This is a genomic window from Ramlibacter sp. AN1133, from assembly GCF_037890035.1.
Taxonomy (GTDB): domain Bacteria; phylum Pseudomonadota; class Gammaproteobacteria; order Burkholderiales; family Burkholderiaceae_C; genus Ramlibacter.
In genome coordinates this window covers 111,110-138,057 of sequence record NZ_JBBKTQ010000004.1, presented here as the reverse complement: position 1 = coordinate 138,057, position 26,948 = coordinate 111,110, and the positions used below count along the sequence as shown (strand labels likewise).

Genomic DNA, 26,948 nt, shown 5'->3' with positions numbered 1-26,948 from the left:
GGTTGGCTTGACACCCGATTCCGTAAAGCAAAAAGCCGCACAGCGTGCGGCTTTTGGCATGAGCTGCGAGGGCCTTACAGCTTCTGCGCCTGCATGAAGCGGTCGAACGTCGCCTCGGTGAAGCGGAACCACAGGTTCTGGTCGGCGCGGAACTTGGAGTAGTCCTCGTAGACCTTCTTCCAGGCCGGGTTCTTGGCCGACAGCTCGGCGTACACGTCCATGGAGACCTTGAAGGCCTCGTTCATCATGTCGTTCGGGAACGCGCGCAGCTTGGCACCCGAGCCCACCAGCTGCTTGAGCGCGGCGGGGTTGCGGGCGTCGTACTTGGCCTGCATGTCCACGTGCGCGTGGCTGGAGGCGGCCTCGATGATCGCCTTGTATTCCGCCGGCAGCGCGTTGTACTGCTTCTGGTTGATGAAGAAGTCGACCTGCGGGCCGCCCTCCCACCAGCCGGGGTAGTAGTAGAAGGGCGCGACCTTGTTGAAGCCCAGCTTCTGGTCGTCGTACGGGCCCACCCACTCGGCCGCGTCGATGGTGCCCTTTTCCAGCGCCTGGTAGATCTCGCCGCCGGGGATGTTCTGCGGCACGCCGCCCATGCGCTCGATGATCCGGCCGGCAAAGCCGCCGATGCGGAACTTCAGGCCCTTCACGTCGGCCTTGGTCTTGAGTTCCTTGCGGAACCAGCCGCCCATCTGGGCGCCGGTGTTGCCGCCCGGGAAGTTGATCATGCTGTACTTCGCGTAGAACTCGCGCATCAGCTTCAGGCCGTTGCCCTCGTACATCCACGCGCTCATCTGCCGGCTGTTCAGGCCGAAGGGGATGGCCGCGCCGATCGCGAAGGTCTCGTCCTTGCCGAAGAAGTAGTAGGGCACGGTGTGGCACATGTCCACGGTGCCCTTCTCCACGCCGTCGACGACGCCGAAGGCGGGCATCAGCTCGCCGGCGGCATGCACGGAGATCTCGAACTTGCCGCCCGACATCGCCTTGACCTGGTTGGAGAACACCTCGGCAGCGCCGTAGATGGTATCGAGCGACTTCGGGAAGCTGGAAGCCAGGCGCCAGCGGATGGCGGCCTGTGCGTGCACGGCGGGCGCGACGCCCGCGGCGAGGACACCGGCGATGCCGGCGTTCTTCAGGATGGAACGGCGATCCATGTTCGAACTATCTCCTTCTTTATGGGCGTGAGCCCGCCGGATCATCAATGCCTTCGTTTTCGGCAAGCTGTCAATTGGCTGTCGACCCGACGGGAGGCGCCGCGAAAGCGGCGTTTTCGTGACCTGCGGCAACAACGGCCGGCAGCCTACAGCTTCTGCGCCTGCATGAAGCGGTCGAAGGTCGCCTCCGTGAAGCGGAACCAGAGGTTCTGGTCGGAGCGGAAGCGCGCGTAGTCGCCGTACACCTTGTTCCAGCGCGGGTTCTTCGCGTTCAGCTCCTGGTAGACGGCCATCGACTGCTTGAAGGCCTCGGCCATCACGTCGGCGGGGAAGGGCCGCAGCTTCGCGCCCTGCGCCACCAGCTGCTTCAGGGCGGCGGGGTTGCGGGCGTCGTACTTGGCCTGCATGTCCACGTGCGCGTACGCCGAGGCGGCTTCGAGGATCGCCTTGTTCTCGGCGCTGAGCGCGTCGTGGGCCTTCCGGTTGACGTACAGGTCCAGCTGCAGGCCGCCTTCCCACCAGCCGGGGTAGTAGTAGAAGGGTGCGACCTTGTGGAACCCGAGCTTCAGGTCGTCGTAGGGGCCGATCCACTCGGCGGCGTCGATGGTGCCCTTCTCCAGGGCCTGGTAGATCTCGCCGCCGGGGATGTTCTGCGGCACGCCGCCCATGCGCTCCACCACGCGGCCCGCGAAGCCGCCCACGCGGAACTTCAGGCCCTTGATGTCGGCGGCCGACTTGATCTCCTTGCGGTACCACCCGCCCATCTGCGCGCCGGTGTTGCCGCAGGGGAAGCTGATCATGTTGTACTTCGCGTAGAACTCGCGCATCAGCTTCAGGCCGTTGCCTTCGAAGGTCCATGCGCTCATCTGCCGGCTGTTCAGGCCGAAGGGGATCGCGCCGCCGATGGCGAAGGTCTCGTCCTTGCCGAAGAAGTAGTAGGGCGCGGTGTGCGCGGCCTCCACGGTGCCCTTCTCCACGCCGTCGACCACGCCGAAGGCCGGCATCAGTTCGCCGGCGGCATGCACCGACACCTCGAACCTGCCGCCCGAGAGCTGCCTGACCTTCTGCGCGAACACCTCGGCGCCGCCGTAGATCGTGTCGAGCGACTTGGGGAAGCTGGAGGCGATGCGCCAGCGGATGGCGGCCTGCGCGTGCACGGCGGGTGCGGCGGCGCCGGCGAGGACGCCCGCGATGCCGGCGTGCTTGAGAACGGAACGACGGTCCATGACGGCTGTGGAGGGGTGAAGATCCACCGCCGATGATGGTTCTGCCGCCGCGCGCAAGCTTGCAGCGGGCTGGCGCGGCGACCTAGGGATTACCTGTAGGCTGGCGGTGGAGCGCAGCGAAACCCCAGCGCTGGGGTTCGGCCTTCGGCGCTCACCACCAGCCTACCGGACGCCAACGAAAAAGGCCCCGCAAGCGGGGCCCTTCCGTCGGACGCGTCGCGCCTCAGAGCTTCTTCGCCTTGACCTGCGCCTGCATGAAGTTGTCGAGGCTCGCCTCCGTGAACTGGAACCACAGGTTCTCTTCCTGGCGGAATTTCGCGTAGTCGGGGTAGATCTTCTTCCAGTCCTCGTTCTTGGAGCCGATCTCGTTGTACAGCGCCATCGCTTCCTTGAACGCGGTGTTCATCACGTCGGCCGGGAAGGGCCGCAGCTTGGTGCCCTGCGCCACCAGCGTCTTCAGGGCATCGGGATTGCGCGCGTCGTAGCGCGCCTGCACGTAGTGGTGCGCCTCCGCCGCGGCGGCCTGCACGATGGCCTTGTTCTCGGACGACAGCGCCTCGAAGGCCTTGGTGTTGATGAACACGTCCAGCTCCGGGCCCACTTCCCACCAGCCCGGGTAGTAGTAGTACTGGGCAACCTTGTGGAAGCCGAGCTTCAGGTCGTCGTACGGCCCCACCCATTCGGCGGCGTCGATCGTGCCCTTCTCCAGGGCCTGGTAGATCTCGCCGCCGGGGATGTTCTGCGGCACGCCGCCCATGCGCTCGACGACGCGGCCCGCGAAGCCGCCGACGCGGAACTTCAGGCCCTTGATGTCGGCCATCGACTTGACTTCCTTGCGGTACCAGCCGCCCATCTGGGCCCCGGTGTTGCCGGCCGGGAAGTTGACGATGTTGTACTTGGCGTAGAACTCGCGCATCAGCTTGCCGCCGTTGCCCTCCACCATCCAGGCGGTCATCTGCCGGCTGTTGAGGCCGAAGGGGATCGCGCAACCGAGCGCGAACACTTCGCTCTTGCCGAAGAAGTAGTAGGGCGCGGTGTGCGCGCATTCCACGGTGCCCTGCTGCACGCCGTCGACGACGCCGAAGGCCGGCATCAGTTCGCCGGCCGCGTGGGTGGAGATCTCGAACTTGCCGCCGGTCATCGCCTTGACGCGGGCGGCGAACACCTCGGCGCCGCCGTACAGCGTGTCGAGCGACTTCGGGAAACTGGAAGCGAGACGCCAGCGGATGGCAGCCTGCGCGTGCACGGCCGGTGCGATGCCGGATGCAAGGACTCCCGCGATGCCTGCCTTCTTGATGAGCGATCGACGATCCATGGTTTCTCCTGGAATGGTTGATGTTCCGCGTTACCTTTGGTAGCGGATCACAGGGACGCCCATTCTCGGAAATGACAGGGTTCTGTCAGCCCGTGTTTTCCCTTGCGGGTGGCTCGGGATTGCAGGGCCACGGGGGAGGCTGGTCCTCGCGCAGCGAACACCAGCTTCGGCCCCGGTGCTGTCGTGGGCGCGCGCAGCCCAGCCTACGAGACCACCTTCAATGCGGGAGCGCCGCGCTCGAACATCGCCCCGAAGCGTGCCCGGATCGAGGCCTCGATGCCGGCCGCGTCCAGCCCCTGCATCGCCAGCAGCCGCGCGGGGTCGCCGTGCGGCACGTACTCGTCGCGCAGGCCGAGTTGCAGCACGGGCTTGACGACGCCGGCCGCGTTCAGCGCCTCGGTGACGGCGCTGCCGGCACCCCCCATGATCGCGCCCTCTTCCACTGTCACCAGCGCGTCGTGCGTGGCGGCGAGCTGCAGCAGCAGCCCGGTGTCGAGGGGCTTGACCCAGCGCATGTTGGCCACCGTCGCGTCCAGCCGCTCCGCCGCCTGCAGCGCGGGGTAGAGCAGCGTGCCGAAGGCCAGCACCGCGACGCGCTGGCCCTGCCGGCGCACTTCGCCCTTGCCGAAGGGCAGCGGCTGCAGGTTGGCTTCGACGGCGGCACCGACGCCGGCGCCGCGCGGATAGCGCACCGCCACCGGATGCTCCTGCTGGTACGCGGTGGTCAGCAGCTTGCGCGTCTCGTTCTCGTCGGCCGGGCAGGCAATGCTGACGTTCGGGATGCAGCGCAGGTACACGATGTCGTAGGCGCCCGCGTGCGTCGGCCCGTCGGCACCGACCAGGCCCGCGCGGTCCAGCGCGAACACCACCGGCAGGTTCTGCAGCGCCACGTCGTGGATCAACTGGTCGTAGGCGCGCTGCAGGAAGGTCGAATAGATCGCGACCACCGGCTTGAGGCCTTCGCAGGCGAGACCCGCCGCGAAGGTCACGGCATGCTGTTCCGCGATGCCGACATCGTGGTAGCGGTCCGGGAAGCGCTGGTGGAACTCCACCATGCCCGAGCCTTCGCGCATCGCCGGCGTGATGCCCACCAGCCGGTGGTCCTGCGCCGCCATGTCGCACAGCCACTGGCCGAACACCTGCGTGAAGGTGGGCTTGGGCGGCGTGGCGGGCTTGACCAGGCCGACGGCGGGATCGAACTTGCCGGGCCCGTGGTAGGCCACCGGGTCGGCCTCGGCCAGCTTGTAGCCCTGGCCCTTCTTGGTGACCACGTGCAGGAACTGCGGGCCCTTGAGCAGCTTGATGTTCTGCAGCGTGGGGATCAGCGAGTCGAGGTCGTGGCCGTCGATCGGGCCCACGTAGTTGAAGCCGAACTTCTCGAACAGCGTGGCGGGCACGACCATGCCCTTGGCGTGCTCCTCGAAGCGCTTGGCCAGCTCGAACAGCGGCGGCGCGACGTGCAGCACCTTCTTGCCGACCTCCTTGGCCGCGGCGTAGAAGCGCCCGCTCATGAGCTGGGCGAAGTAGCGGTTCAGCGCGCCCACCGGCGGGCTGATCGACATGTCGTTGTCGTTCAGGATCACCAGCAGGTCGGTGTCGGCCACGCCGGCGTTGTTCAGCGCCTCGAAGGCCATGCCGGCGGTCATCGCGCCGTCGCCGATCACGGCGATGCAGTGGCGCGGCTCGCCCTTCTGGCGCGCGGCGATGGCCATGCCCAGCGCCGCCGAGATGCTGGTCGACGAGTGCGCGGTGCCGAAGGTGTCGTATTCGCTCTCGGCGCGCTGCGGGAAGCCCGCCAGGCCCCCGAGCTGGCGCAGCGAGCCCATGCGCTCGCGCCGTCCCGTGAGGATCTTGTGCGGATAGGTCTGGTGGCCCACGTCCCACACGATGCGGTCGTGCGGCGTGTTGTAGACGTAGTGCAGCGCGATCGTGAGTTCCACCGTGCCCAGGTTGGAGCTCAGGTGCCCGCCGGTGCGCGCCACCGACTCCAGCACGTAGGCGCGCAGTTCATCGGCCAGCGGGGCGAGCTGCGTGCGGGGCAGCCGGCGCAGGTCGGCCGGATCGTTGATGGTTTGCAGCAGCTTGGCCATGGCTCTTGATGTTGTCTAGTTGTCCCGGTGTACCACCATCTCGGCGAGCGCGAGCAGGGCACGCGTGTCGGCGAGGCCGGTTGTCTGCAAGGCACCACGGGCCTGCGCGAGCAGTTCGGCGGCGTAGCCGCGGGCGCGGTCCAGGCCCAGCAGGGACACGTAGGTGGGCTTGTCCTGGGCAGCGTCCTTGCCCGCCGTCTTGCCCAGGGTGGCCGAATCGGCCGTGACGTCCAGGATGTCGTCGACCACCTGGAAGGCGAGGCCCAGGGCCGCACCGTAGGTGCGCAGCCCTGCCAGCGCCTTCGCGTCGGGCTCGCCGCAGGCGGCGCCCATCATCACGCTGGCCTGCAGCAGCGCGCCGGTCTTCAGGCGGTGCATGTGGCGCAGTTCGTCCTCGGTGAGCGACTTGCCCACGGCGGCGAGGTCGATCGCCTGCCCCCCGGCCATGCCGGCCTGGCCCGCGGCCTGCGCCAGCAGGCGGCACAGGCGGGCCTGGGTGCGGTCCGGGATGCCGGCGCCCTCCGGCGCCAGCAGCTCGAAGGCGAGCGCCTGCAGCGCGTCGCCGGCCAGCAGTGCGGTGGCCTCGCCGAACTGCACGTGCACCGTGGGCTTGCCGCGGCGCAGGATGTCGTTGTCCATGCACGGCATGTCGTCGTGCACCAGCGAATAGGCGTGGATCAGTTCGACCGCGCAGCCGGCCCGCAGCGCGGCGTCCTCGTTGCCGCCGACGGCCTCGCAGGCGCCCAGCACCAGCAGGGGCCGCAGCCGCTTGCCGCCATCGAGCACCGCGTAGCGCATGGCCTCGCCCAGCCGCGCGGGAGCGTCGGCGGGCACCCAGGCGGACAAGGCCTCTTCGGTGCGCTGGAGTCGTTCGGCCGACCAGTCCCTGAGCTGGAAACTCACTCGTTCGCCCACGGCTTGAGCACACCGGCGTCCAGCACCTTGATCTGCTCTTCCACCGCCTGGAGCTTGTCGCGGCAGAACTTCAGCAGGTCGGCCCCGCGCTCGTAGCCGGCCAGGAGCTGCTCCAGGGGCAGCTGGCCGGACTCGATGCGGCCGGTGAGCTGCTCCAGCTCCTCCATGGCCGCTTCATAGCTGGCGGGGGGTTCGAATGGCTGTGACATGAATTCTTCAGGGCGAAACCCTGGATTTTAGGGGGCCCGGCCCCAAGTCACCCCGGGGGGTAGAATCCCCCTCCCTTCTTGTCGCGCTCCAACGCGCGGCCCTGCCCCTTCATAGGGGGAGTCTCTAGGTCAGGTGAAATGTCTGATTTAAGTCTTCAGCTACAGCAGGCCGCAAGCCAACTCCCTGTCAGCAGTTATTTCGACGAGGCGCTGTTCCGGCGCGAGTTGGAGCTCATCTGGCAGCGCGGGCCCCGTTACCTGGGGCATGAACTGGCGGTTCCCGAACTGGGCGATTACCACACCCTCCAGCACGAGGGCGAGGGTCGCGCGCTGCTGCGCACGCCGCGCGGCATCGAAGCGATCTCCAACGTCTGCCGCCACCGGCAGGCGGTGATGCTGCACGGGCGCGGCTCGGTGCACGCGAAGCCTTCCACGGGAGGGAACATCGTGTGCCCGTTACATCGCTGGACCTACAGCGCCGGCGGGCACTGCCAGGCCGGCACGCTGATGGGTGCGCCGCACTTCGCCACCGATCCCTGCCTGAACCTGAAGAACTACGGGGTGCAGGTGTGGAACGGGCTGGTGTTCGAGACCAACGGCTTCGACGTGAACCGCGAGCTGGCGCGGCTGGGGCCCATCAAGGCTGACCTGGATTTCTCCGGCTTCGTCTACGACCGCACCGAGCTGCACGAGGTGGACTACAACTGGAAGACCTTCATCGAGGTCTACCTGGAGGACTACCACGTCGGCCCCTTCCACCCGGGCCTGGGCAACTTCGTGACCTGCGACGACCTGCGGTGGGAATTCGGCCGCGAGTATTCGGTGCAGACGGTGGGCGTGGCCGGCAAGCTGGGCAAGCCCGGCTCCGACGTGTACCGCAAGTGGCACGAGGAAGTGCTGCGCTACCAGAACGGCAGGATGCCCAAGCACGGCGCGGTATGGCTCACGCTGTACCCGAACGTGATGGTGGAGTGGTACCCCAACGTGCTGGTCGTCTCGACGCTGTTCCCCAAGGGGCCGCAGAAGACGCTCAACATGGTGGAGTTCTTCTACCCGGAGGAGATCGCTGCCTTCGAACGCGAATTCGTCGAAGCCCAGCAGGCCGCCTACATGGAAACCTGCGTGGAAGACGACGAGCTCGCGCTGCGCATGGACGCCGGCCGCAAGGCGCTGATGGAGCGGGGCGACAACGAAGTCGGCCCCTACCAGAGCCCGATGGAAGACGGCATGCAGCACTTCCACGAGTGGTACCGCGAGACGATGGGCCGGCACGCCCCGCGCGGCTGAGTGTCCGTTTCCGCGCGTAGGGCGTGATGCAGGCCCTGTGGATGCTGGCCGCGTCGCTGTTCTTCGCGACGATGGCGGTGTGCGTGAAGATCGCCTCGGCGTCCTTCAGTGCCTCCGAGCTGGTGTTCTGGCGCGGCCTGATCGGCATGGCCGTGATGGCCGCCTGGGCCCGCTCGCAGGGCACCTCGCTGGCCACCCATTACCCCGGCATGCACGCCTGGCGCAGCCTGGTGGGCGTGCTGTCGCTGGGGGCCTGGTTCTACGCCATCGCCGGCCTGCCGCTGGCCACCGCCATGACGCTCAACTACATGAGCAGCGTCTGGATCGCGGCCTTCCTGGTGGGCGGTGCGCTGATCGCCTGGAACCCGCGCTCCGGCGCGCCGCTGCCCGGGCGCCAGGGCACGCTGGCCCTCACCGTGCTGGCGGGCTTCGCGGGCGTCGTGCTCATGCTGCGCCCGACGATGGAGCAGCACCAGGTGTTCGCCGGGCTGGTCGGCCTGCTCTCCGGCCTGCTGTCGGCCTTCGCGTACCTGCAGGTGATGGCCCTGGGCAAGATCGGCGAGCCGGAAGTGCGCACGGTCTTCTACTTCGCGCTCGGCTCCGCGCTGGCGGGCGGCATCGGCATGCTCGCCGGCGGCGTTTCGCCCTGGAACTGGGGCAGCGCCCTGTGGTTGCTGCCGATCGGCCTCTTCGCGTCGCTGGGCCAGTGGTGCATGACGCGCGCCTACAGCCACGGGGCGACGCTGGTGGTGGCCAACCTGCAGTATTCGGGCATCGTGTTCGGTGCGCTGTACAGCGTGCTGCTGTTCGCCGAACGGATCCCGCTGGCCGGCTGGGCCGGCATGGCGCTGATCGTCGCCAGCGGCGTGGCGGCCACCGTGCTGCGCGCGCGGGCGGCGCCGGACGCGCCGGCGGAGGAACACTGAGAGGGCTGGGGCGCGGAAGCCGACGAGGCTCTAGACTCCCTCCCTAGGCCCCAGAACCTCGCCCCCAGCCCCTATGTACACCACCCTCCTCTCCGCCGAGCAGCTTCGTGACCTGCAGGCCGCCAAGGCGCGGCTGATGGTGTTCGACTGCACCTTCGACCTGATGGACGCCGCTTCCGGCGAGAAGCAGTACCTGCAGGCCCACATCCCCGGCGCGGTGTACGCGCACCTCGATCACGCGCTCTCGGACCCGCCGCAGCCCGATGCCGAAGGCCACCTGCGCGCCCCCGTGGACGCCGCCTCCGGCGGGCGGCATCCGCTGCCCAGCCGCGAGAAGTTCGCCACCTGGCTGTCCAGCGTGGGCTTCGCCAACGACATGCAGGCCGTGGTGTACGACCGCAACGGCAACAACTACTGCGGCCGGCTCTGGTGGATGCTCAAGTGGCTCGGCCACGAGGCGGCGGCGGTGCTCGATGGCGGCCTGCAGGCCTGGCAGGCGACCGGCGGCGAGGTGCGCGCCGGCAGCGAGCCGTCGCACTTCCAGTCCAACTTCCAGCCGGGCCGGCCGCTGCGCCGGCTGGTCACGACGCAGGAAGTCGTCCGCAACCTGGGCCAGCAGGTCCAGACGCTGATCGATGCCAGGGCCCTGCCGCGCTATCGCGGCGACGTGGAGCCGCTCGACCCGGTCGCCGGGCACATCCCGGGCGCGCTGAACCGGCCGTTCGGCAGCAACATGGGACCGGACGGCCGCTTCAAGCCGGCGGACCAGTTGCGCGCGGAGTTCGAACAGCTGCTGCAGGGCCGCGACTCGCGCACGGTGGTGCACCACTGCGGCAGCGGCGTGAGCGCGGTGCCGAACATCATCGCGATGGAGATCGCCGGCTTCGCACCCACGGCGCTCTATGCGGGCAGCTGGAGCGAGTGGTGCCGCACACCGGGGCTGCCGGTGGAGAAAAGCTGATCCTCCAATGAGAACGCCAGCCTGAAGGCTGGCGTTTTCTCATGAGCGTCCGCCGCGGGCCAGCGGCGGCCCACGGGGGTACTTCCGCCGGCTTAGCGGGTCGGCGTGGTGTTGCTCGGCATGCTGGAGCTGGAGCTCATGTCCGTGCTGGTACCCGGCGTGGCGGTCGAGCCGCTGGCCGAGCCGGAGGCGCTCATGTCGGTGCTGGTGCCCGGCGTCGTGGTGCTGCCGGCGCCCATGGACGTGCCGCTGCCGGTCGTCGAGTCGGTGGTCGACGGAGCCGTGGCCGTGCTGGCCGTGCCGCTGGTCGTGTCGGTGGGCGAGGTGGTCGTCGACGGCGCGGTGCTCGAGGTCGTCGAATCGGTCGAGGCCGGGACCTCGTCCTTCTTGCCGCAGGCGCTCAGGGACAGGGCCGCCATCAGGGCCAGGGCAGCGCATTGCGCGATCGGGGACTTGATCATCAGGAAACTCCTTGAGGGGGTGTGTATCGATGGAATCGTGAGAGGCATGACAGCGTTTGCGCTGCCTGCGGCTCACTTTAGGTTGAGGGAAAACCCTCGGTGTCGTCTGCCACTGTCGAAGGCTGTAGGACGAGGCAAGGCGGGGGAGGGGCTTGTCACAAATTTTTCACGGCCTGGCACCCCGATCGCGTGTTCCCCTGGTGCATCGGGCGGGGTCCCTGTTTCCAGCGGCAGGCTGCTACAGCGCGTCCAGCGCCTGACCCAGCACCTGCCGGTACAGCGCGAATTCATGCACGTCGTTGTGTCCCGCGCCCGGCACCACCAGCAGCCGCGCGGAAGGCAGCACCTGCTGCAGGTGCCGCGAGTGGCGCAGCGCGATGAGCGCGTCGTCTTCGCCGTGCACCAGCAGCACCGTGCCGCGGATGCCGGGCAGGTGGCTGCCCGTATCGAGCGGATAGCGCAGGAGCGCGCCGGGGACCCACGGGTAGAACTCCGCCGTCAGCTCGCGCAGGCTGGAATACGGCGACACCAGCACCGTCAGCTGGGGCGCGTGGCCTTCGCTGGAGAGCTGTTCCGCCAGGTCCGCGGCCAGCGCCGTGCCGAGCGACCGGCCGAAGACCACGATGCGCTTGCCGCGGTATTCGCCGGCGAAGGCATCCCACACGGCCCGCATGTCCGCGCGCAGTTGCTCCACGCCGGCGATCGCGCCGGTGCTCTTGCCGTAACCCCTGTAGTCCGGCATCACGAGATCGAAACGGGCAGCGCGGTAGAAGTCCGCGTTGCTGAACCAGCGGGCCAGGTTGCCGGCGTTGCCGTGCAGGTAGAACACGACGCCCTTCGCGTCCGGCACCTTGAGCTGCAGCACCGACAGCTGCGCCCCCGCAACCGCGACGGTGCGTTCGTGGATGTCCGGCGCGGTGGCGAGCGGATAGCTCGCCGGCAGGGGCTCGGGGTAGAACAGCAGGCGTTCCTGGCGCCACCAGAGGAAGGCGAGGGTGCCCAGGTAGAGGGCCAGCAGGCCGGCGAGGAACAGCAGCGTGATCGCAAGGCCCTTGGGCATCGACCGAGCTTAACCGCTGCCCGCGCGGTCACCGCGCAAGGTTCGGGGGCCACAAGGAAGAATGCCCCGCGGTGCGGGGCTTCTTCCGGCTCCCCCGCCTGTGCGCGGGGACGACGGGGTCAGAGGCGTCCCAGCGCCGACATCAAGGCCTGGCGCACGGTGGGAAACTGGTGCACGTCGCCGTGCCCGGCACCCGTCACGCGCAGCAGTTCCGCCGAGCGCATCGCGCTGCACAGCTGCTCGCTGTGGTGGATCCCGATCAGTTCGTCCTTGTCGCCGTGGATCAGCATCACCGGGCCCAGCAGCTTCTCGGCATGCGCCAGCGTATGCAGCGGATAGCGCAGCACCTGCAGCGGCACCCACGGGTACAGCTCGCCGGCCAGCGCGCGCATGCTGCTGTAGGGCGACACGAGCAGCGTCAGGTCCGGCGCGTGCCCGTCGGAGCACAGCCTGGCCGCGAGTCCGGCCGCCAGGCCGGTGCCCAGCGACTGGCCCGAGATCACCACGCGCTTGCCCGCATACATCGGCGCGATGTGGTTCCACACGGCCTCCACGTCGGCGCGCAGCTGCTCCTCGCTCTCGATGTCGCCGCTGCTCTTGCCGAAGCCGCGGTAGTCGAACATCACCACGTCGAAGTTGGCCTGCCGGAACGCCTCGAGCTCCACGAACCACTTCTTCAGGTTGCCGGAGTTGCCGTGCAGGAAGAAGAACACCCCGCGCGGGTTCGGCAGCCGCATGTGCGCCCCCGACAGGCGCGCGCCGGGCACGTCCACGAAGAACTCGAAGGTGTCCGGGTCGTTGGAGATCGGCTCGTCGGGCGCCAGCTTGTCCGGTTCGAACAGCAGCCGTTCCTGGCGGAAATAGAGCCATCCGACGGCGCCGGCATAGATGGCGCCGATGGCCAGCAGGACGGCGGCGGAGAACATTGCGTAAACCATGTTGCCTCCTCCGCGCAGCGTCTTAGCGACTGCGTTTTGCATCGGGATCGCTCGGGCCGTTGCGGTCGGACATCCCGGCGTTCGGCGTACCGAGATCGCCGGCGTCGCTGGGATTCTTCTCGTTGGCCGTGCGGCCCGCGCTGGTCACCTTGCCGCGCGGATGCACCATGTCCGTCCCGTCGTCGAAGTCCAGCGTGCCGCCGGCGGCAGCGCGGTCGTCCGCCGCACCGGTGTCGCGCTCGTTGACGCCGGAGGGCGCCACGAGGTCCGGCTGCTTGTCGCTGACCAGGCCGACCTTGCCGGGGCCGTCGCCGCGGTAGTCCTGTCCGGAAGGCGATTCGCTCGCGGGCGGCCGCCCCTTCTCGTCCTGGTCCTTGCGCGGGGTCCCGTCACTGCGGGACTGTTCCTGGTTGGGCATGGCGGACTCCTTTGCTGCTGTCTGTTATGTACAGGCCTTCGACCTGCTTGGATACAGGCCTTTTGGCTGGCATGCCATGCAGTGTTGGCGATCCGGCCACGGCAGACCTGTCGGTTCTGCCCGGGGAGTTGCGTAGGAGGCCGGCGCGGGGCGCGGCAGGAAACGGCAGGGCCTGCGGGCCGGCTGCTACCCAGCCCGGTAGAGGGCGGCGAGCCGCTCGCGCTGCGCCGGCCCGAGGGAGAGGCCTTCGCGCAGGTAGGTGTCGAGCGAGCCGTAGGCGCGGTCCGCTTCGTCGAAGGCGGCGCGCAGGAACTCGGGCTGCACCCGCCACAGCACCACCATCGCCTCGCGCGAGAGGCCCATGCGCGACTCCTGCGGCAGCACCAGGCGCTCGTTGGTCAGGAGGTAGTCGTGCATCACCTCGTCGTCGCTGGCGCCCACGGCTTTCAGCAGCAGCGCGGCCGCGAAGCCGGTGCGGTCCTTGCCCGCGGTGCAGTGGAAGACGGTCGGCTCGTCCCGGGCGAGCAGGTGCGCGAAGAACTCCGCGAAGCGCGCGGTGTTGTGGCGCACGAAGCCGCGGTAGGTGTCCTGCATGTGCGCGGTGACGTCGGCGCCGGTCAGGGGCTGGCCGGCCGCGAGCAGGTCGCTGAGTTTCTGGACGATCGTGGGCTCGATCGGCAGCGAATGCACGGTGACGCCCGGCACGCGGCAGGCCGCCGACGCGCGCTCCTGCACGCCGCGAAAATCCAGCACGCGCTTGATGCCCAGCGCCGTGATCGCGCGCGCGTCGGCTTCGTCGAGCGCGCCGAGGTGGTCGGAGCGGTAGAGGACCGGGCGGAGCGTGGAGACGGGACGGAAGTTGGCGGCGCCTGGGAGTCGCATGGGGCTACTCTACGGCATCCGCGGGAACGGCCGCGCGGGGATCGGCCGTGGGAATGACATGCGCATTTCACGCGGCCCTGGACAAGGCAATGCCTGGCGGCTCGCGCCTGCCAGGCATCCGTCGCTTGCAAGGGCCCCGGACGCCTCCGGGGCGGGCGTCACTTGCTGCTGCTGCGCGAGGACTTGCTGCCGGAGCTCGCGCTGCGGCTGCCGCCCTTGGCGCTGGGCTTGCTGCTGCGGCTGGAACTGCTGCGGCTGCTGCTCTTGCCGCCGCTGGACGCGCTGCCGCGGCTGCTGCCGGAGCTGCTGCGCGAGGGGGACGAACCCGATTTCGAGGATGTGGAAGAACTGCGGGATGCCATGGCTTGCTCCTTGGTTCGGTTGGTTTCGGCCGTCGCTCTTTCGAACTTCGCTTCGGCCACACGGCCAATCTAGGCACGTGGGCCGGGGGCACTGTCGGCATGCGCCAGTGCATCGACGTAGGAAACGCCCTGCCCTCGCCGCTGCACTTTCGGCAGAGGCAGGACGCGCACCGACGCGAACGAGGCGCAGCTTCGCGCGTCGGTCAGCGCCAGGCGGCGCGAGCGCGATCGCGCACCTGCATCACCGGCGCGGTGGGTCGGGCAGGCAGGCCTGCACCAACCGCAGCTTCCGGCCAGGCGACCTGCTCGAAGTGCTTCGCCATCGCCTCGGAAATGAAGCGCGAGCGGCCCGCATACACGTGGCGGTCGCCGCCGCCCGATTGCTGCGAGACGTAGAAGCGCTGCGGCACCAGCAGGTGCAGCTGCTCCTTCGCGCGCGTCATCGCCACATAGAGCAGGCGCCGCTCCTCCTCCAGCTCCTCGGTCGTGCCCGTGGCCATGTCGCTGGGGATGCAGCCGTCCACCACGTTGAGCACGTGCACCGCCTTCCACTCCTGGCCCTTGGCGCTGTGGATGGTGGACAGGATCAGGTAGTCCTCGTCGCGCAGCGGCGGGCCGCTCTGGTCGCTGGTCACCTCGGGCGGGTCGAGCGTCAGCTCGGTGAGGAAACGCTCGCGGCTGCCGTAGCCCGCGGCCAGCCGCGCGAGCTGTTCGCAATCGAGCTTGCGCACCTGCGCGTCGTCGTGCAGGCGCTCCAGCACCGGCAGGTACCAGGACTTCGCCAGTTCCATGTCGGCCGGCCAGGCGAGTTCCGCGTCGTTCAGTTTCGCGTACAGCGATGCGAGTTCGCTCCAGCCTTCCCTGGCGGACGACGGCGGCTCGAAGGCCTGCAGGGCCTGGTGCGGATCGCTCGCCTCGCCCAACGCATCGAGCAGGCGCGTGGCGGTGGCGGCACCGACGCCGGGCACCAGCTGGGCGACGCGAAAGCCCGCCATGCGCCCGCGCGGATTCTGCGCGAAGCGCAACAGCGCCATCAGGTCCTTGATGTGCGAGGCCTCGAGGAATTTCAGCCCGCCGAACTTCACGAACGGGATGTTGCGGCGGGCGAGCTCCAGCTCCAGCGGCGCGCTGTGGTGGCTCGCGCGGAACAGCACCGCCTGCGCCTTCAGTGGCGCGCCGGCCTCGCGCTGGCGCAGCACCTGGTCGGCGACCCAGCGCGCCTGCTGCGCCTCGTCCGGCACCAGCACCAGCTGCGCGCGCTGCGAAGATGCCTTGTCGGTGAACAGGTCCTTGGCGTGCCGCTCGCGCGCCGCCGCGATCACCGCGTTGCTCGCTTCGAGAATGGGCTGGGTGCTGCGGTAGTTGCGCTCCAGCGTGACGATGCGCGCCGGCTGCGCGAAGCGGTGCGGGAAGTCCAGGATGTTGCGCACCGTGGCGCCGCGGAACGAGTAGATGCTCTGCGCGTCGTCGCCCACGACGGTGACGCCCTGCCCGGTGGGCTTGAGCCCGAGCAGGATCTGGGCCTGCAGCCGGTTGGTGTCCTGGTATTCGTCGACCAGCACGTGGTCGAAGCGCGCGCCGACTTCCTCGGCGAGCGTGGGCTCGGCCATCATGTCGGCCCAGAACCCGAGCAGGTCGTCGTAGTCCAGCACGTTCTGCTGCTGCTTGGCCTCCACGTAGGCGCCGAACAGCTTCTTGAGTTCGTCCTCCCACTGCGTGCACCACGGGTAGACCGACTGCAGCACCAGGCCCAGCGGATCGCGGGTGTTCAGCACGCGCGAATAGATGCCCAGGCAGGTGCCCTTGAGCGGGAAGCGCTTCTTCTGGTCGGCCAGCCCGATCTCGTGCCGCACGAGGCCCATCAGGTCCTCGGCGTCGCCCCGGTCGTGGATGGTGAAGTTCTCCTCCAGCCCGATGCGCGGCGCGTATTCGCGCAGCAGGCGCGCGCCGATGCCGTGGAAGGTGCCGCTCCACGGCAGGTCGGGCAGCGCCTGCGTGCCGGGCAGGCCCAGCGCCTGCTGCAGCACGCCGCCCACGCGCCGCTCCATCTCCTGGGCGGCCCGCCGGCTGAAGGTGAGCAGCAGCATGCGCTGCGGGTCCGCGCCGTGGCGGACCAGGTTGGCGACGCGGTGCGCCAGCGTGTTGGTCTTGCCCGAGCCGGCGCCCGCGATCACCAGCAGCGGCCGGGTGTCGGCAGCGCTCTCGCCGGTGCCATGCGTGGCGGCTTCGCGCTGCTGCGGGTTGAGGGATGCGAGCGGATCGGGAGACTGCAGGTCCATGGCGGCTGTATGTTAATCCAGTGATCCCCTCCAGCCTCCGGTCGGCACTGCCTCCTGGACCGACCAGACGCCGATCGCCGGCGGCCGCTTCCATCCGCCCGCCTGGCGCGCGGAGTGCCGCGGGTAAATGCCGGGTAAAAGGGTGTACGCGGCCGGACGGGTGGGCGGCAGCCGGTAGACTGCGCTGCGCCTTTGCCGTGTTTCCTGGAGTTTTCCCCATGCGCCTCGTTCCCACCATGCTGGCCCTGGGCCTTGCCCTCGCCGTCGTGGCCGCGCCGGCGCAGATCAAGCCCTCGCCGCGCTATTCCAGCCCCTCGCTCACTCTCCCACCGAGCGCGGCCCCTGCCCCCGCACCCGCGGCAGCATCCGCACCGAAGAACCCGGACGAAGAGCTGGCGCGGGCCGGCCAGACCGCAGCCCACGGGTGGCTGCTGCTGCTCGATCGCAAGGACTGGGGCACGGCCTGGGACGCCTCCAGCCAGGTGTTCCGCCAGTCCGTGCCGCTGCCGGCGTGGATGGACGGCATCCCCAAGCTGCGCGATCCCTTCGGCGCCTTCATCGAGCGCCAGCCGGTCGACGCCACGTACAAGACCACGCTGCCCGGCCGGCCGGCCGGCGACTACGTGACGGTGCTGTTCAAGAGCCGCTTCGCCAACAAGGCGGACGTGGAGGAAACGGTGACCACCGTGCGCGAGCCGGACGGCCGCTGGCGCGTCACCGGCTACACGGCGCGCTGAGGCTTGAGCGAGGCGTTCGGCAGGGCCTTGCCGGCCTTGGCGAATTGCAGGCGCAGCGTGGGGAGCTGCCGCTCCACCCAGGCCTTGAGCACCGGGTCCTCGGCCTGCAGGGCGACCCGCTCGTAGTTGCTGATGTCGACCTGGTACGACTTGATCACCACCTCGTCGACGTAGAGCCGGTCGAACTTCGCCCCATTGAGCTTCGCCAGCTGCTTGAGCAGCTTGGCGTGCTCGTTGGTCGCCAGCGGCATCGCCATGCCGCGCGCGTGCAGCAGCCGCAGCAGCTCGGGCTGCGCGGTCTGCTGGCGCGCCAGCAGGCTGTGCGCCAGCTCCTTCACCGCCGGATTGTTGGAGCGGGTGAGGGCGACGCGCGCGCCCTCCGCCTGGAAGCGCATGTTGGCGGCACTGAGCTGCAGGAAGCGGCGCTCCAGGCGCTGCGCCGGCGTCAGCGGCTTCGCATCCGCCACCGACGACGCGGCATACCCCGGCGCGCGGGCCGTCGTGGCCGCCGCGGGCAGCGCCGCCAGCGCGGCCGCCGCCACCATCCCCCAGATCGCCGTGTGCATGCCTGCCCCCTCCTCGGACACGCGACGGAGCCGCTCAGCGCTTGCCGGCTCCCATCGCAGCTGCATTCTTGCCCGATTGCGGCAATTTTTCCGCCGCCGCGAGGTGGTCCCGCAGCACGGGCAGGGTCTTGTCGACGAAGGCCTTGAGCTCGGCGTCCTTCACGTCCTTGCGCGCCTTCTCGAACAGCTTGATGTCCTTCTCGTGCGCCTTGATGCCGACCTTGCGCACGAAGTCGCGGTCGAACTCCGCGCCGTTCTTCTTGCCCAGCTTGTCGATGTCGCGGCGCAGGGAGTGCCTGGGTGCGGCCGGCAGCTCCACGCCCTTGGCGTTGGCGAGCTGCACGAGCTCGTTGTTGGCGGCGGTGTGCTGGTCCACCAGCATGGTGGCGAAGGCCTTGACCTCCTGGTCGTTCGCCTTGGCCACTGCCAGCTGCCCGACCTGTACCTCGAACATCCCGCTGCTGGCGGCCTCCTCGATGAACTTGCGATCGCCGCGCGCGATCTTCCGGCTCGTGGCGGGCAGGTTGCGCGTGCCGGCGCCGGGTTGCGCCATCGGGGCGGACGGGCGGCCGATGGCGGACCGGTCCGTGCCGGCGGTGGTCTGGGCCTGCGCGGCACCCAGGCCGAAGGCCAGCGCCACCAGCGCCGGCAGTGCGAGAACGCGGGTCGATTTCATTGCATGCTCCCTGTCTGTCGTTGGAATCGGTGCCGGGAAAAAAAGGCGGCGCCGCATGCGGCGCCGCCGGTCCTGCTGCAGGCGCTCACTTGCGGGTGCTGCCGGAGCCGCTGCTCCCGGAGCTGCTGCCGCTGGAGCCGCCCGCGCTGCCGGAGCCGCTGCTGCCACTGGACCCCGTCGTGCCGCCCGAGCCGCCGCCCAGGCTGCTGCCGGACGTGCCGGAGCTGCCCGACGACCCGCTGCTGCCGCTCGTCCCGCTGCCCGTGCTGGCCGTGCCGCCCGCGCCATGCAGGCTGGTCGATCCGCTCTGGCCGGTGGAGCCGTAGCTGCCCTGCCCGGAGCCGCTGCCCACGCCGCCGGACATGCCGCTGGTGCCCGACGCACCGCTGCCCGGCCCCATGCTGTTCTGCCCCTGGCCGCCGCTGCGGCTGTTGCGCCAGCTGGTGAACTCGTCGCTGAACTTGCGATAGCGCTCCTGCCGCCACGACTGGTAGTCGTTGTCCAGGTTGCGGATCTGCTCTTCGCGCCACTGGTGGTATTCGGGGTCGTGGTGGGGGTGCTGGCCACTGCTGCTGCCGTAGCTGCTGCCGCCCTGGTTCCAGCTCGAGCCCTGGCTGCCGTAGCCGCCGACATCCTGGCCGCCGCCGCTCCAGCTGCTGCCCTGCCCGTGGCTGCCGCCCTGGCCATAGCCCTGGCTGTGCCCACCGCCGTAGCCCGTCTGGCCGTAGCTGCCCGTGCCGCCGCCGAAGCTGCCCTGGCCGCTGCCGTAGCCGCCACCCTGGCTGCCGCCGTACTGGGCGCCGCCGTAGCCCTGTCCGCCCGAGCCGTAGCCCTGGCTGCCGTAACCCTGGCCGCCGGCATGGCTGCCCTGGCCCGTGCCGCCGGCGGGGCTGCCGTAGCTGCCCTGGTTGTAGCTGCTGCCCTGGCCGCCGTAGCCCGGCTGGTTGTGGCCTTGGCCGCCCTGCCAGCCCTGGGTGCTGCCATAGCCGCCACCGCTCTGGCCATAGCCCTGGCTGGCGCCATAGCCGCCACCGGCCTGCCCGTAGGTGCCGCCGCCCATCTGCCCGTAGCTGCCCTGGCTGCCCATGCCGCCGCTCATCTGGCCGTAGCCGCTGCCGCCCATGCCGCCACCTTGGCCGTAGCCGTGCATGCCGCCACCCTGGCCACCGCCCCAGCTGCCCTGCTGGCCGCCATAGCGGCCCCAGTCGCTCTGGCCGGACTGGCCCGACGGGCCGCCCCAGCTGCCCTGGCCGTAGCTGCTGGCGCCCGCGCCGCCGAAGCCGGAGGACTGCATGCCGCCCGCATTGCGGCCACCGCCGAATTCGCTGCCTTCGCCGCGGCCCCAGCTGCCGCCGCCCTGCTGGCCGCTGGCGTAGTCGGGGCCCGACTGGCCGCGGCCATACCCGTGGCCTTCGCCGCCGTAGCCGCCGTACCCCGAGGATTGCTGCGATCCGAATTCGGATCCGGAGCGCTGGCCGCCGTAGCCGGCCTGCGAGCCTTGCGAACCCGGGGATCCCTGCGCTGCCTGCGAGCCTTGCGATCCATAGCCGCCCTGCTGGCTGCCCCAGCCGCCGCGCGCCTCGCTGCCGCTCATGCCCTGGCCACGATCCTGCTGCTGGTCGCTGCTGCCCCAGCGGCCCTGGCGGTCGCGGTCCTCGTAGTCACGAGATGCCATGTCTCATTCTCCTTCTGGATGCTGTCGGTCGATGCTGACGAAGGACTTCCCGGCCTCACGAGCGATGGCCCACGTCCTCCATCAAGCGGTCACCTTAGGACTGCGGCGCTGACAGCCCTGTCGGACAACATCCGCAGGAATGTAGGACTGCTGTTCCGTGCTGAAACGATCAGCATCGAGCTTCACGCAGCCTTTGCTTGCGCGCCGGCCGGGATTGACACCGCGGGTGCAAGATCCACGACAGTCACCTGAAGGAGCAGTACGTCATGGGAAGCAAGACCCGCATCATCGGCATTGCAGCCGCCATCGCAGCGAGCGCCGCGCTGTTCGCCGCGCCCGCGCAGGCGCGCACGTCCATCAACCTGTCGATCGGCACGGGCGTGCCGTACGGCTATGTGCAGCCGGGCTATGCGTACACGCAGCCGGGCTACGTCTACAGCCAGCCGAGCTATGTGTACACGCAGCCCAGCTACGTCTACACCGAGCCGAGCTACGTCTACACGCAGCCCAGCTACATCTACTACGACAACCATGGCCACGGCCAGCGCCGGCACTACAACCGCGGCTGGTCCAACGACCGCGACCACGACGGCGTGCCGAACCGCTTCGACCGCCGGCCGAACAACCCGCGCCGTTACTGAGCCAGCGGCCTGATCGCGCTCAGTGGGCGTGCGAGAGCACGCTCACCAGCGTGACCAGCCCGATGCCGACCAGCAGCCAGGCGATCTGCGCCAGCGTCTCGCGGGCGCCGAGCCGCTTCTGCAGCTGCGGGATCAGGTCGGCCAGCGCCACGTAGATGAAGCTGCTGCTGGCCACCACCAGGAAGAACGGCAGGTAGTCGACCAGCCGGTCGACCAGCCACCATCCCACCAATCCCCCCAGCGGCGTGACCGCGCCCGCCAGCGAGACCTTCACCAGGGCCGCGCGGCGGCTGCTGCTCGTCTGGCGCAGCACGGCGAGGTCGCCGATGTGGTGCGGCACCTCGTGCGCGAGCACCGCCAGCGCGGCGACCCAGCCCAGGCGCGCGTCGGCCACGAAGGCGGAGGCGATCAGGATCCCGTCGCCGAAGCAGTGCACGCTGTCGCCGGTGAGCACGGCCCAGCCGCCCGAACGCACCGCCGGCTCCGCCAGCTGCGGCCCTGGATGCGCGGCGTGCGCGTGATGCGCGTGCGCGTGCCCCGCGTGCGCATGCTCGTGGCCCGGTCCCTCTTGCGCATGGTGATGCTCGTGGCCGTGGTGCCAGAGCTCCGCCTTGTCCAGGAGGAAGAAGAACACCAGCCCCACGAGCAGCGTCCCGAACAGGGCCTGCGCGTCGTGGCCGCTCTCGAGCGCCTCCGGCAGCAGGTGCATGAAGGCGGTGGCCATCAGCGCGCCGGCCGCCAGGCTCAGCAGGTGCTGTTCGGCCGGCCCGCGGTCCTGCGGGCCCGCGCCGGGCAACCAGCCCAGGCGCATCAGCGCGGCGGCGAGCCAGACACTGCCGATGCCGGCGGCGAGCGTGGCGAAGAGGATGGCGATCAGGGTCACGTGAAAAGCCGCCCCTGGGGGCGGCCGGCAGCAGGGTCGTTGTTCTCGGGCTCAGGCCACGCCGTGTGTCTTGAACCAGTCCAGCGCGCGCTTCCATCCGTCTTCCGCCGCCTGCCTGACGTAGCTTGGGCGGTAGTCGGCATGGAAGCCATGCGGCGCCTGCGGGTACACGACGATCTGCGAGGCCTTCGCAGCCGGCGTTCCTTCCGCCAGCGCGGCCTTCATCTTAGCAACCGTGTCCAGCGGGATGCCCGTGTCCTTCTCGCCGTACAGGCCCAGCACCGGCGCCTTGAGGCTGCCCACGAGGTCCACCGGGTTGCGCGGCGCCAGTTCGGAAGGCGTGCCGACCAGGCGGCCGTACCAGGCCACGCCCGCCTTGATGGGCGCATGCGCGGCGTACAGCCAGACGATGCGCCCGCCCCAGCAGAAGCCCGTGACGCCGGCCCGGCTGGCGTCGCCGCCGTGCGTGCCGGCCCACTTCAGCGCGCCGTCGAGGTCGGCCATCACCTGCGCATCGGGCACTTTCGAGACGACCTCCGCCATCAGCCTGGGGATGTCGGTGTACTGGCGCGCGTCGCCCTGGCGCTTGTACAAGTCCGGCGCGATCGCGAGGTAGCCGGCGCGGGCGAAGCGGCGCGCCGTATCGGCGATGTACTCGTGCACGCCGAAGATCTCCTGCACCACGAGGATCACCGGCAGGTGGGTCCTGCCGGTCGGCGCCGCCACGTACGCGGGCACCTGGAAGCCGTTGACGTCGTAGCTGGTCTCGCCGACGGTGAGGCCCTCGGCGGTGGTGTGGATCGCGGTCTGCGCCATCAGCGGCGCGGCCGCGGCCGCGTAGCCGACGCCCAGCGCCGTCTTCAGCGCGGTGCGCCGCGTGGCGCCTTCGAGGGTGGATTCGCCCGGCCGCAGCGAATCGAAATCCTTCTCCAGGTCTTCGCGAAGCATGGACACTCTCCCGTGGGGTGGAAAGCGCGCAGTCTAGTGACCCGCTGCACAATGTGCGCTTCGCTTCAAGGAGTAACCCCATGCCGACGATCCGCGTCGAGCTGTTCGAGGGCCGCACCCCCGAGCAGAAGAAGAACCTGGTGAAGGCGCTGACGGCCGCCTGCGTCGAGGCGCTGGGCAGCAACCCCGAATCGGTGGACATCCTGCTGTTCGACGTCAAGCCTTCGGACTGGGCCACGGGTGGCGAGCTCTGGTCCGAGAAGAAGAAGCAGGGCTGAGTGGCCACCGCTTCGCGCCCGCGGCTGGTGGTGGGCATCAGCGGCGCCTCGGGCTCCATCTACGGCATCCGCCTGCTCGCGATGCTGCAGCGGCTGGACGTGGAAACCCACCTGGTCCTCAGCAACTCGGCGCAGGTGACGCTGGGGCACGAGTCCGACGTGTCGGTCGACGCATTGCGGGCGATGGCGGACCACTGCCATGCGCCGTCGGACATCGGCGCCTCCATCGCGAGCGGCTCGTTCCGCACGCTGGGCATGGTCGTCGCGCCGTGTTCGATCAAGACGCTGTCCGAAATCGCCAGCGGAGTGACCAGTTCCCTGCTCACGCGCGCAGCGGACGTGGCGCTGAAGGAGCGGCGGCGGCTGGTGCTGATGGTGCGCGAGACGCCCTTGCACCTGGGGCACCTCCGCAGCATGGCGGCCGCCACCGAAGCCGGCGCGATCGTCTACCCGCCGGTGCCGGCCTTCTACGCCAAGCCGGCGAGCCTGGAGGAGATGGTGGACCAGACGCTGGGGCGGGTGCTGGACCTCTTCGGACTGGAGTCTCCGGACGTGCGGCGGTGGGATCCGCGGAATTCCTGAATACCGACAGCCGGACGCAGAGGACGCAAAGGGTACGCAGAGGACGCAAAAAAGACAAAGAAACTTAGAAGGTTTTCTTTTGCGTCCTCTGCGTACCCTTCGCGTCCTCTGCGTCCGGAAGTCCGCCTTTCTAATGCGCTTCTTCCCAATTGGCGCCCACCCCGATTTCGGCGAGCAGCGGCACGCGCAACTCGGCCACCGCGGCCATGATCCGCGGGATCTCGGTCCTGAGCCACTCCACTTCGTCTTCGGGCACCTCGAACACCAGTTCGTCGTGCACCTGCATGATCATCTTCGTGCGGCGCTGCTCGCGCTCCAGCACCTTCTGCACCTCGATCATCGACATCTTGATCAGGTCCGCCGCGGTGCCCTGCATCGGCGCGTTGATCGCCTGGCGCTCCGCGCTGCCGCGCCGCGGGCCGTTCGGTGAATTGATCTCCGGCAGGTACAGGCGGCGGCCGAACACCGTCTCGACGAAGCCGCGGCTCTTGGCGGACAGGCGCGTCTCGTCCATGTACTGCTTGACGCCCGGATAGCGCTGGAAATAGCGCTCGATGTAGTTCTTCGCCGCCGCCGTCTCGATGCCCAGGTTGCGCGCGAGACCGAAGGCGCTCATGCCGTAGATCAGCCCGAAGTTGATCACCTTTGCGTAGCGGCGCTGCTCGCTCGAGACCTGGTCCGGCGGCAGGCCGAACACCTCCGCCGCCGTGGCGCGGTGCACGTCCAGCTTCTCGCGGAAGGCGCGCAGCAGCGCCTCGTCCTCGCTGATGTGCGCCATGATGCGCAGCTCGATCTGGCTGTAGTCGGCACTCGCGATGCAGCTACCCGGCGGCGCGATGAACGCCTCGCGGATGCGCCGGCCTTCCACGGTACGGATCGGGATGTTCTGCAGGTTCGGGTCGTTGCTCGAAAGCCGCCCCGTCACCGCCACCGCCTGCGCGTAATGCGTGTGCACGCGGCCCGTGCGCGGATGCACCATCTGCGGCAGCGTGTCGGTGTACGTGCCCTTGAGCTTCGACAGGCTGCGGTGCTCCAGGATCTTCGCCGGCAGCGGATAGTCTTCCGCCAGCTTCTCCAGCACCTCCTCGTCGGTGCTCGGCGCGCCACTCGCGGTCTTCTTCACCACCGGCAGGCCCTGCTTGGTGAACAGGATCTCGCCGATCTGCTTGGGGCTGCCCAGGTTGAAGGGCTGGCCCGCGAGGTCGTGCGCGTCGCGTTCGAGCTGCATCATGCGCTGCCCGAGTTCGGTGCTCTGCTTCGCCAGCGCCTGCGCGTCGATCAGCACGCCGTTGCGCTCGATGCGGTACAGCACCTCGCTGCACTCGATCTCCAGGTCGTAGATGAAGCGCAGCTTCGAGTCCTTCTCCAGCCTGGCCCACAGGGCCCGGTGCACGTCGATGGTCTGGTCCGAGTCCTCGCACGAGTATTCGGACGCCTTGTCGATGGGCACCTGGTTGAAGGTGATCTGGTGCGCGCCCTTGCCGGCGATGGTCTCGAAGTCGATGCCGGTGCGCCCCAGGTGGCGCTCCGCCAGGCTCGCCAGGCTGTGCGGCTTGTGCACTTCGAGCACGTAGCTCTCCAGCATCGTGTCGTGCACGTAGCCCTGCACCTCGATGCCGTGGTTGGCGAACGCATGGCGGTCGAACTTCACGTGCTGGCCGAGCTTGTGCTTGTCCGGGTTCTCCAGCCAGGGCTTGAAGCGCTGCAGCACCTCGTCGCGGGGCAGCTGGTCGGGCGCCCCCTGGTAGTCGTGCGCCAGCGGGATGTAGCAGGCCAGGCCCGGCTCGGTGCTGAAGGAGAGGCCGACGATGTTCGAGCGCATCTCGTCGAGCGAGTCGGTCTCGGTGTCCAGCGCCACCAGGGAGGCCGCCTCGATGCGCTCCAGCCACGGCGCGAGCTGGTCCCAGGTGAAGATCGTCTCGTAGTGCAGCGTGGTGGCCTGCGACAGGCCGGAGAGGTCCGGCTCCTCGAACGCGCCGCCGGGCGGGCGCTCCCCGGGGCCGACGCGTTTCCTGCTGCGGTGCTCCTCGATCAGCTCCGGCGGCACGTCGTGCGTCTCGAGCTGGCGTGCCAGCCCCTTGAAGCCGTAGCGTTCGTAGAAGGCCTTGAGCTTTTCCACGTCCTGCCCGCCGATCACGATGTCCTGCAGGTCCGGGAAGCCGGGGATGTGGTCCTTCAGGTCGCAGTCGGTGCGGATGGTCAGCAGCTGGCGGCCCTTGGGCAGCCATTCGAGCGCGCGGCGCAGGTTCTCGCCCACGGCGCCCTTGACCTTGTCGGCGTTGGCGATCAGGTTGTCGAGCGAGCCGTATTCCTGCAGCAGCTTGACGGCCGTCTTGGGCCCGACCTTGTCGACGCCCGGTACGTTGTCGACCGCGTCGCCCACCAGCGTCTGGTAGTCCACCATCAGCCGCGGCGGGACGCCGAACTCCGTCTCCACGCCCTGCAGGTCGCGGCGCCGGTCGTTCATGGTGTCGATCACGACGACCTGCTCGTTCACGAGCTGCGACAGGTCCTTGTCGCCGCTGGAAATGATGGTCTGCACGCCGGCGCGCGTGGCCAGGCAGGCCAGCGTGCCGATCACGTCGTCGGCCTCGACGCCGGGCACGTTGAGCACCTTCCATCCGAGCAGCTGCACCACCTCGTGGATCGGGTCGATCTGCGTGCGCAGCTCCGGCGGCATGGGCGAGCGCGTCGCCTTGTACGCGGGATACAGTTCGTCGCGGAAGGTGGCGCCGGGGGCATCGAACACGCACACCGCGTAGTCCGCGCGCACGTCGCGGCGCAGCTTCTGCATCATGTTGATCATGCCGCGGATGGCGCCGGTGGCCGGGCTCGTGGGGTCGCCGGGCACCGCGCGCAGGTCGGGCATCGCATGGAAGGCGCGATAGAGGTAGCTGGAGCCGTCGACCAGCAGCAGCACCTTGGGTTGGGGTTGGGGGACTTCGTCGGTCTCGCTCATAGGCCTGGGATTGTGCCTGCGGACACCGGCAGGACCGGTAGGCTGGCGGCGGAGCGCGAGCGAAACCCCAGCGTTCCGCGAAGCGCTGGGGTTCGGGCTTCGCCGCTCACCGCCAGCCTACAATCGGCACCATGCGCGCGAGTTTCCTCCTCCTGGCCCTGCTCCCCGCCTGCGTCCTCGCGCAGGCCACGATCGAGCGCGAGGCTGGCGTGGATCCGCGCCGGAACCAGAAGATCGAGCGCATCCGCATCGAGGATGGCGGCAACCGCATCGAGGAACTGCGCGTGGGCGGCCAGACGCAGAACATCACCGTGCAGCCCAAGGCGAACGTGCCGGCCTACGAGATCCAGCCGGACGACATGGGCCGCAGCCGCCCTTCGGAAAGCCGCGAAGGATTCTCCAGCCGCAAGCCGCGCGTCTGGAACATCCTGGGCTTCTAGGGATGCACGCCCCCACGCTCCTCACTTCGTGTAGTCGCTGCCCCCCGAGGGGGCGCAAGCCTCCTAGAGGCGGCTCGTCG

At 69.3% G+C, this 26,948-nt stretch carries 27 protein-coding genes; 9 read left to right on the top strand and 18 right to left on the bottom strand.

What is annotated here, in order from left to right; genetic code table 11:
• Positions 1-74: 74 nt before the first annotated feature.
• From WG923_RS06905 to WG923_RS06880, 6 genes are all read right to left on the bottom strand, one after another.
• Entirely contained in the window at positions 75-1,154 is a 1,080-nt protein-coding gene (locus WG923_RS06905; RefSeq protein ID WP_340350209.1) for a TRAP transporter substrate-binding protein, read from the bottom strand.
• Positions 1,155-1,300: 146 nt separating this feature from the next.
• Positions 1,301-2,380, bottom strand: a complete 1,080-nt coding sequence (locus WG923_RS06900; protein ID WP_340350208.1) for a TRAP transporter substrate-binding protein — start codon at positions 2,378-2,380, stop codon at positions 1,301-1,303.
• 223 nt (positions 2,381-2,603) lie between these two features.
• On the bottom strand, positions 2,604-3,695 hold the full coding sequence (locus WG923_RS06895) for a TRAP transporter substrate-binding protein (protein WP_340350207.1): 1,092 nt from the start codon (positions 3,693-3,695) through the stop codon (positions 2,604-2,606).
• Between the two features lie 203 nt (positions 3,696-3,898).
• Positions 3,899-5,785, bottom strand: coding sequence for a 1-deoxy-D-xylulose-5-phosphate synthase (dxs, locus tag WG923_RS06890; RefSeq protein WP_340350206.1), 1,887 nt, complete (start codon positions 5,783-5,785; stop codon positions 3,899-3,901).
• Between the two features lie 15 nt (positions 5,786-5,800).
• Positions 5,801-6,688 (bottom strand): polyprenyl synthetase family protein, encoded by an 888-nt coding sequence (locus WG923_RS06885; RefSeq protein WP_340350205.1) that lies wholly within the window; start codon positions 6,686-6,688, stop codon positions 5,801-5,803.
• The gene (locus WG923_RS06880; protein ID WP_340350204.1) at positions 6,685-6,909 is read right to left on the bottom strand and encodes an exodeoxyribonuclease VII small subunit; all 225 of its coding nucleotides are present in this window, start codon (positions 6,907-6,909) and stop codon (positions 6,685-6,687) included. The genes WG923_RS06885 and WG923_RS06880 overlap by 4 nt, the downstream gene beginning before the upstream one ends.
• Positions 6,910-7,047: 138 nt before the next feature.
• Between WG923_RS06880 and WG923_RS06875 the strand changes: the two genes are divergently transcribed.
• From WG923_RS06875 to WG923_RS06865, 3 genes are all read left to right on the top strand, one after another.
• A complete protein-coding gene (locus WG923_RS06875) occupies positions 7,048-8,196 on the top strand; it encodes an aromatic ring-hydroxylating oxygenase subunit alpha (protein ID WP_340350203.1) in 1,149 nt (382 codons plus the stop codon).
• A 26-nt stretch (positions 8,197-8,222) separates the two neighbouring features.
• Positions 8,223-9,122 (top strand): DMT family transporter, encoded by a 900-nt coding sequence (locus WG923_RS06870; protein WP_340350202.1) that lies wholly within the window; start codon positions 8,223-8,225, stop codon positions 9,120-9,122.
• Positions 9,123-9,195: 73 nt separating this feature from the next.
• The gene (locus WG923_RS06865; protein WP_340350201.1) at positions 9,196-10,083 is read left to right on the top strand and encodes a sulfurtransferase; all 888 of its coding nucleotides are present in this window, start codon (positions 9,196-9,198) and stop codon (positions 10,081-10,083) included.
• Between the two features lie 92 nt (positions 10,084-10,175).
• On the opposite strand, the gene WG923_RS06860 is transcribed toward WG923_RS06865, so the two are convergent.
• The 5 genes from WG923_RS06860 to WG923_RS06840 all read right to left on the bottom strand — a co-directional run bounded on the left by WG923_RS06860 (position 10,176) and on the right by WG923_RS06840 (position 13,842).
• Positions 10,176-10,544 carry a hypothetical protein gene (locus WG923_RS06860; RefSeq protein WP_340350200.1) on the bottom strand — a complete coding sequence of 123 codons (369 nt, stop codon included), beginning with the start codon at positions 10,542-10,544 and terminating at the stop codon, positions 10,176-10,178.
• 238 nt (positions 10,545-10,782) lie between these two features.
• A complete protein-coding gene (locus WG923_RS06855; protein WP_340350199.1) occupies positions 10,783-11,604 on the bottom strand; it encodes an alpha/beta hydrolase in 822 nt (273 codons plus the stop codon).
• A gap of 119 nt (positions 11,605-11,723) precedes the next feature.
• A complete protein-coding gene (locus WG923_RS06850; RefSeq protein ID WP_340350198.1) occupies positions 11,724-12,542 on the bottom strand; it encodes an alpha/beta hydrolase in 819 nt (272 codons plus the stop codon).
• A gap of 22 nt (positions 12,543-12,564) precedes the next feature.
• Positions 12,565-12,960, bottom strand: a complete 396-nt coding sequence (locus WG923_RS06845; protein ID WP_340350197.1) for a serine/threonine protein kinase — start codon at positions 12,958-12,960, stop codon at positions 12,565-12,567.
• Positions 12,961-13,146: 186 nt separating this feature from the next.
• Entirely contained in the window at positions 13,147-13,842 is a 696-nt protein-coding gene (locus WG923_RS06840) for a tyrosine-protein phosphatase (RefSeq protein WP_340350196.1), read from the bottom strand.
• A 162-nt stretch (positions 13,843-14,004) separates the two neighbouring features.
• Here WG923_RS06840 and WG923_RS06835 point away from each other — a divergent pair, with 162 nt between their 5' ends.
• A complete protein-coding gene (locus tag WG923_RS06835) occupies positions 14,005-14,277 on the top strand; it encodes a hypothetical protein (RefSeq protein WP_340350195.1) in 273 nt (90 codons plus the stop codon).
• 130 nt (positions 14,278-14,407) lie between these two features.
• On the opposite strand, the gene WG923_RS06830 is transcribed toward WG923_RS06835, so the two are convergent.
• The gene (locus WG923_RS06830) at positions 14,408-16,483 is read right to left on the bottom strand and encodes an ATP-dependent helicase (protein ID WP_340350194.1); all 2,076 of its coding nucleotides are present in this window, start codon (positions 16,481-16,483) and stop codon (positions 14,408-14,410) included.
• A gap of 218 nt (positions 16,484-16,701) precedes the next feature.
• Between WG923_RS06830 and WG923_RS06825 the strand changes: the two genes are divergently transcribed.
• Positions 16,702-17,220: a DUF4019 domain-containing protein gene (locus WG923_RS06825; protein ID WP_340350193.1), complete on the top strand. Its 519-nt coding sequence runs from the start codon at positions 16,702-16,704 to the stop codon at positions 17,218-17,220.
• On the opposite strand, the gene WG923_RS06820 is transcribed toward WG923_RS06825, so the two are convergent.
• The 3 genes from WG923_RS06820 to WG923_RS06810 form a co-directional block, all read right to left on the bottom strand.
• Positions 17,205-17,786: a DUF4142 domain-containing protein gene (locus tag WG923_RS06820; protein WP_340350192.1), complete on the bottom strand. Its 582-nt coding sequence runs from the start codon at positions 17,784-17,786 to the stop codon at positions 17,205-17,207. The genes WG923_RS06825 and WG923_RS06820 overlap by 16 nt on opposite strands.
• A 34-nt stretch (positions 17,787-17,820) precedes the next feature.
• The gene (locus WG923_RS06815; RefSeq protein ID WP_340350191.1) at positions 17,821-18,462 is read right to left on the bottom strand and encodes a DUF4142 domain-containing protein; all 642 of its coding nucleotides are present in this window, start codon (positions 18,460-18,462) and stop codon (positions 17,821-17,823) included.
• 85 nt (positions 18,463-18,547) lie between these two features.
• Positions 18,548-20,137 (bottom strand): hypothetical protein, encoded by a 1,590-nt coding sequence (locus tag WG923_RS06810; RefSeq protein WP_340350190.1) that lies wholly within the window; start codon positions 20,135-20,137, stop codon positions 18,548-18,550.
• 266 nt (positions 20,138-20,403) lie between these two features.
• Here WG923_RS06810 and WG923_RS06805 point away from each other — a divergent pair, with 266 nt between their 5' ends.
• The gene (locus WG923_RS06805; protein ID WP_340350189.1) at positions 20,404-20,778 is read left to right on the top strand and encodes a hypothetical protein; all 375 of its coding nucleotides are present in this window, start codon (positions 20,404-20,406) and stop codon (positions 20,776-20,778) included.
• A 19-nt stretch (positions 20,779-20,797) separates the two neighbouring features.
• On the opposite strand, the gene WG923_RS06800 is transcribed toward WG923_RS06805, so the two are convergent.
• Together WG923_RS06800 and WG923_RS06795 are read right to left on the bottom strand one after the other, a co-directional pair.
• Positions 20,798-21,661, bottom strand: a complete 864-nt coding sequence (locus tag WG923_RS06800) for a ZIP family metal transporter (RefSeq protein ID WP_340350188.1) — start codon at positions 21,659-21,661, stop codon at positions 20,798-20,800.
• 51 nt (positions 21,662-21,712) lie between these two features.
• Positions 21,713-22,609, bottom strand: a complete 897-nt coding sequence (locus WG923_RS06795; protein ID WP_340350187.1) for a dienelactone hydrolase family protein — start codon at positions 22,607-22,609, stop codon at positions 21,713-21,715.
• A 53-nt stretch (positions 22,610-22,662) separates the two neighbouring features.
• On the opposite strand from WG923_RS06795, the gene WG923_RS06790 reads away from it, so the two are divergent.
• Positions 22,663-22,887 (top strand): 4-oxalocrotonate tautomerase, encoded by a 225-nt coding sequence (locus tag WG923_RS06790; RefSeq protein WP_340350186.1) that lies wholly within the window; start codon positions 22,663-22,665, stop codon positions 22,885-22,887.
• Entirely contained in the window at positions 22,888-23,469 is a 582-nt protein-coding gene (locus WG923_RS06785; RefSeq protein ID WP_340350185.1) for a UbiX family flavin prenyltransferase, read from the top strand.
• Positions 23,470-23,599: 130 nt separating this feature from the next.
• Here the strand turns inward: WG923_RS06785 and polA are convergent, their stop codons facing one another.
• A complete protein-coding gene (gene polA / locus WG923_RS06780) occupies positions 23,600-26,428 on the bottom strand; it encodes a DNA polymerase I (protein ID WP_340350184.1) in 2,829 nt (942 codons plus the stop codon).
• Between the two features lie 131 nt (positions 26,429-26,559).
• On the opposite strand from polA, the gene WG923_RS06775 reads away from it, so the two are divergent.
• Positions 26,560-26,868 (top strand): hypothetical protein, encoded by a 309-nt coding sequence (locus WG923_RS06775; protein WP_340350183.1) that lies wholly within the window; start codon positions 26,560-26,562, stop codon positions 26,866-26,868.
• Positions 26,869-26,948: the final 80 nt, after the last annotated feature.

Coding starts and splice junctions, on each gene's coding strand:
- WG923_RS06905 (WP_340350209.1), bottom strand. CDS start 1,154: ATGGATCGCCGTTCCATCCTGAAGAACGCCGGCATCGCCGGTGTCCTC.
- WG923_RS06900 (WP_340350208.1), bottom strand. CDS start 2,380: ATGGACCGTCGTTCCGTTCTCAAGCACGCCGGCATCGCGGGCGTCCTC.
- WG923_RS06895 (WP_340350207.1), bottom strand. CDS start 3,695: ATGGATCGTCGATCGCTCATCAAGAAGGCAGGCATCGCGGGAGTCCTT.
- dxs (WP_340350206.1), bottom strand. CDS start 5,785: ATGGCCAAGCTGCTGCAAACCATCAACGATCCGGCCGACCTGCGCCGG.
- WG923_RS06880 (WP_340350204.1), bottom strand. CDS start 6,909: ATGTCACAGCCATTCGAACCCCCCGCCAGCTATGAAGCGGCCATGGAG.
- WG923_RS06875 (WP_340350203.1), top strand. CDS start 7,048: ATGTCTGATTTAAGTCTTCAGCTACAGCAGGCCGCAAGCCAACTCCCT.
- WG923_RS06870 (WP_340350202.1), top strand. CDS start 8,223: ATGCAGGCCCTGTGGATGCTGGCCGCGTCGCTGTTCTTCGCGACGATG.
- WG923_RS06865 (WP_340350201.1), top strand. CDS start 9,196: ATGTACACCACCCTCCTCTCCGCCGAGCAGCTTCGTGACCTGCAGGCC.
- WG923_RS06860 (WP_340350200.1), bottom strand. CDS start 10,544: ATGATCAAGTCCCCGATCGCGCAATGCGCTGCCCTGGCCCTGATGGCG.
- WG923_RS06855 (WP_340350199.1), bottom strand. CDS start 11,604: ATGCCCAAGGGCCTTGCGATCACGCTGCTGTTCCTCGCCGGCCTGCTG.
- WG923_RS06850 (WP_340350198.1), bottom strand. CDS start 12,542: ATGGTTTACGCAATGTTCTCCGCCGCCGTCCTGCTGGCCATCGGCGCC.
- WG923_RS06845 (WP_340350197.1), bottom strand. CDS start 12,960: ATGCCCAACCAGGAACAGTCCCGCAGTGACGGGACCCCGCGCAAGGAC.
- WG923_RS06840 (WP_340350196.1), bottom strand. CDS start 13,842: ATGCGACTCCCAGGCGCCGCCAACTTCCGTCCCGTCTCCACGCTCCGC.
- WG923_RS06830 (WP_340350194.1), bottom strand. CDS start 16,483: ATGGACCTGCAGTCTCCCGATCCGCTCGCATCCCTCAACCCGCAGCAG.
- WG923_RS06825 (WP_340350193.1), top strand. CDS start 16,702: ATGCGCCTCGTTCCCACCATGCTGGCCCTGGGCCTTGCCCTCGCCGTC.
- WG923_RS06820 (WP_340350192.1), bottom strand. CDS start 17,786: ATGCACACGGCGATCTGGGGGATGGTGGCGGCGGCCGCGCTGGCGGCG.
- WG923_RS06815 (WP_340350191.1), bottom strand. CDS start 18,462: ATGAAATCGACCCGCGTTCTCGCACTGCCGGCGCTGGTGGCGCTGGCC.
- WG923_RS06810 (WP_340350190.1), bottom strand. CDS start 20,137: ATGGCATCTCGTGACTACGAGGACCGCGACCGCCAGGGCCGCTGGGGC.
- WG923_RS06805 (WP_340350189.1), top strand. CDS start 20,404: ATGGGAAGCAAGACCCGCATCATCGGCATTGCAGCCGCCATCGCAGCG.
- WG923_RS06795 (WP_340350187.1), bottom strand. CDS start 22,609: ATGCTTCGCGAAGACCTGGAGAAGGATTTCGATTCGCTGCGGCCGGGC.
- polA (WP_340350184.1), bottom strand. CDS start 26,428: ATGAGCGAGACCGACGAAGTCCCCCAACCCCAACCCAAGGTGCTGCTG.
- WG923_RS06775 (WP_340350183.1), top strand. CDS start 26,560: ATGCGCGCGAGTTTCCTCCTCCTGGCCCTGCTCCCCGCCTGCGTCCTC.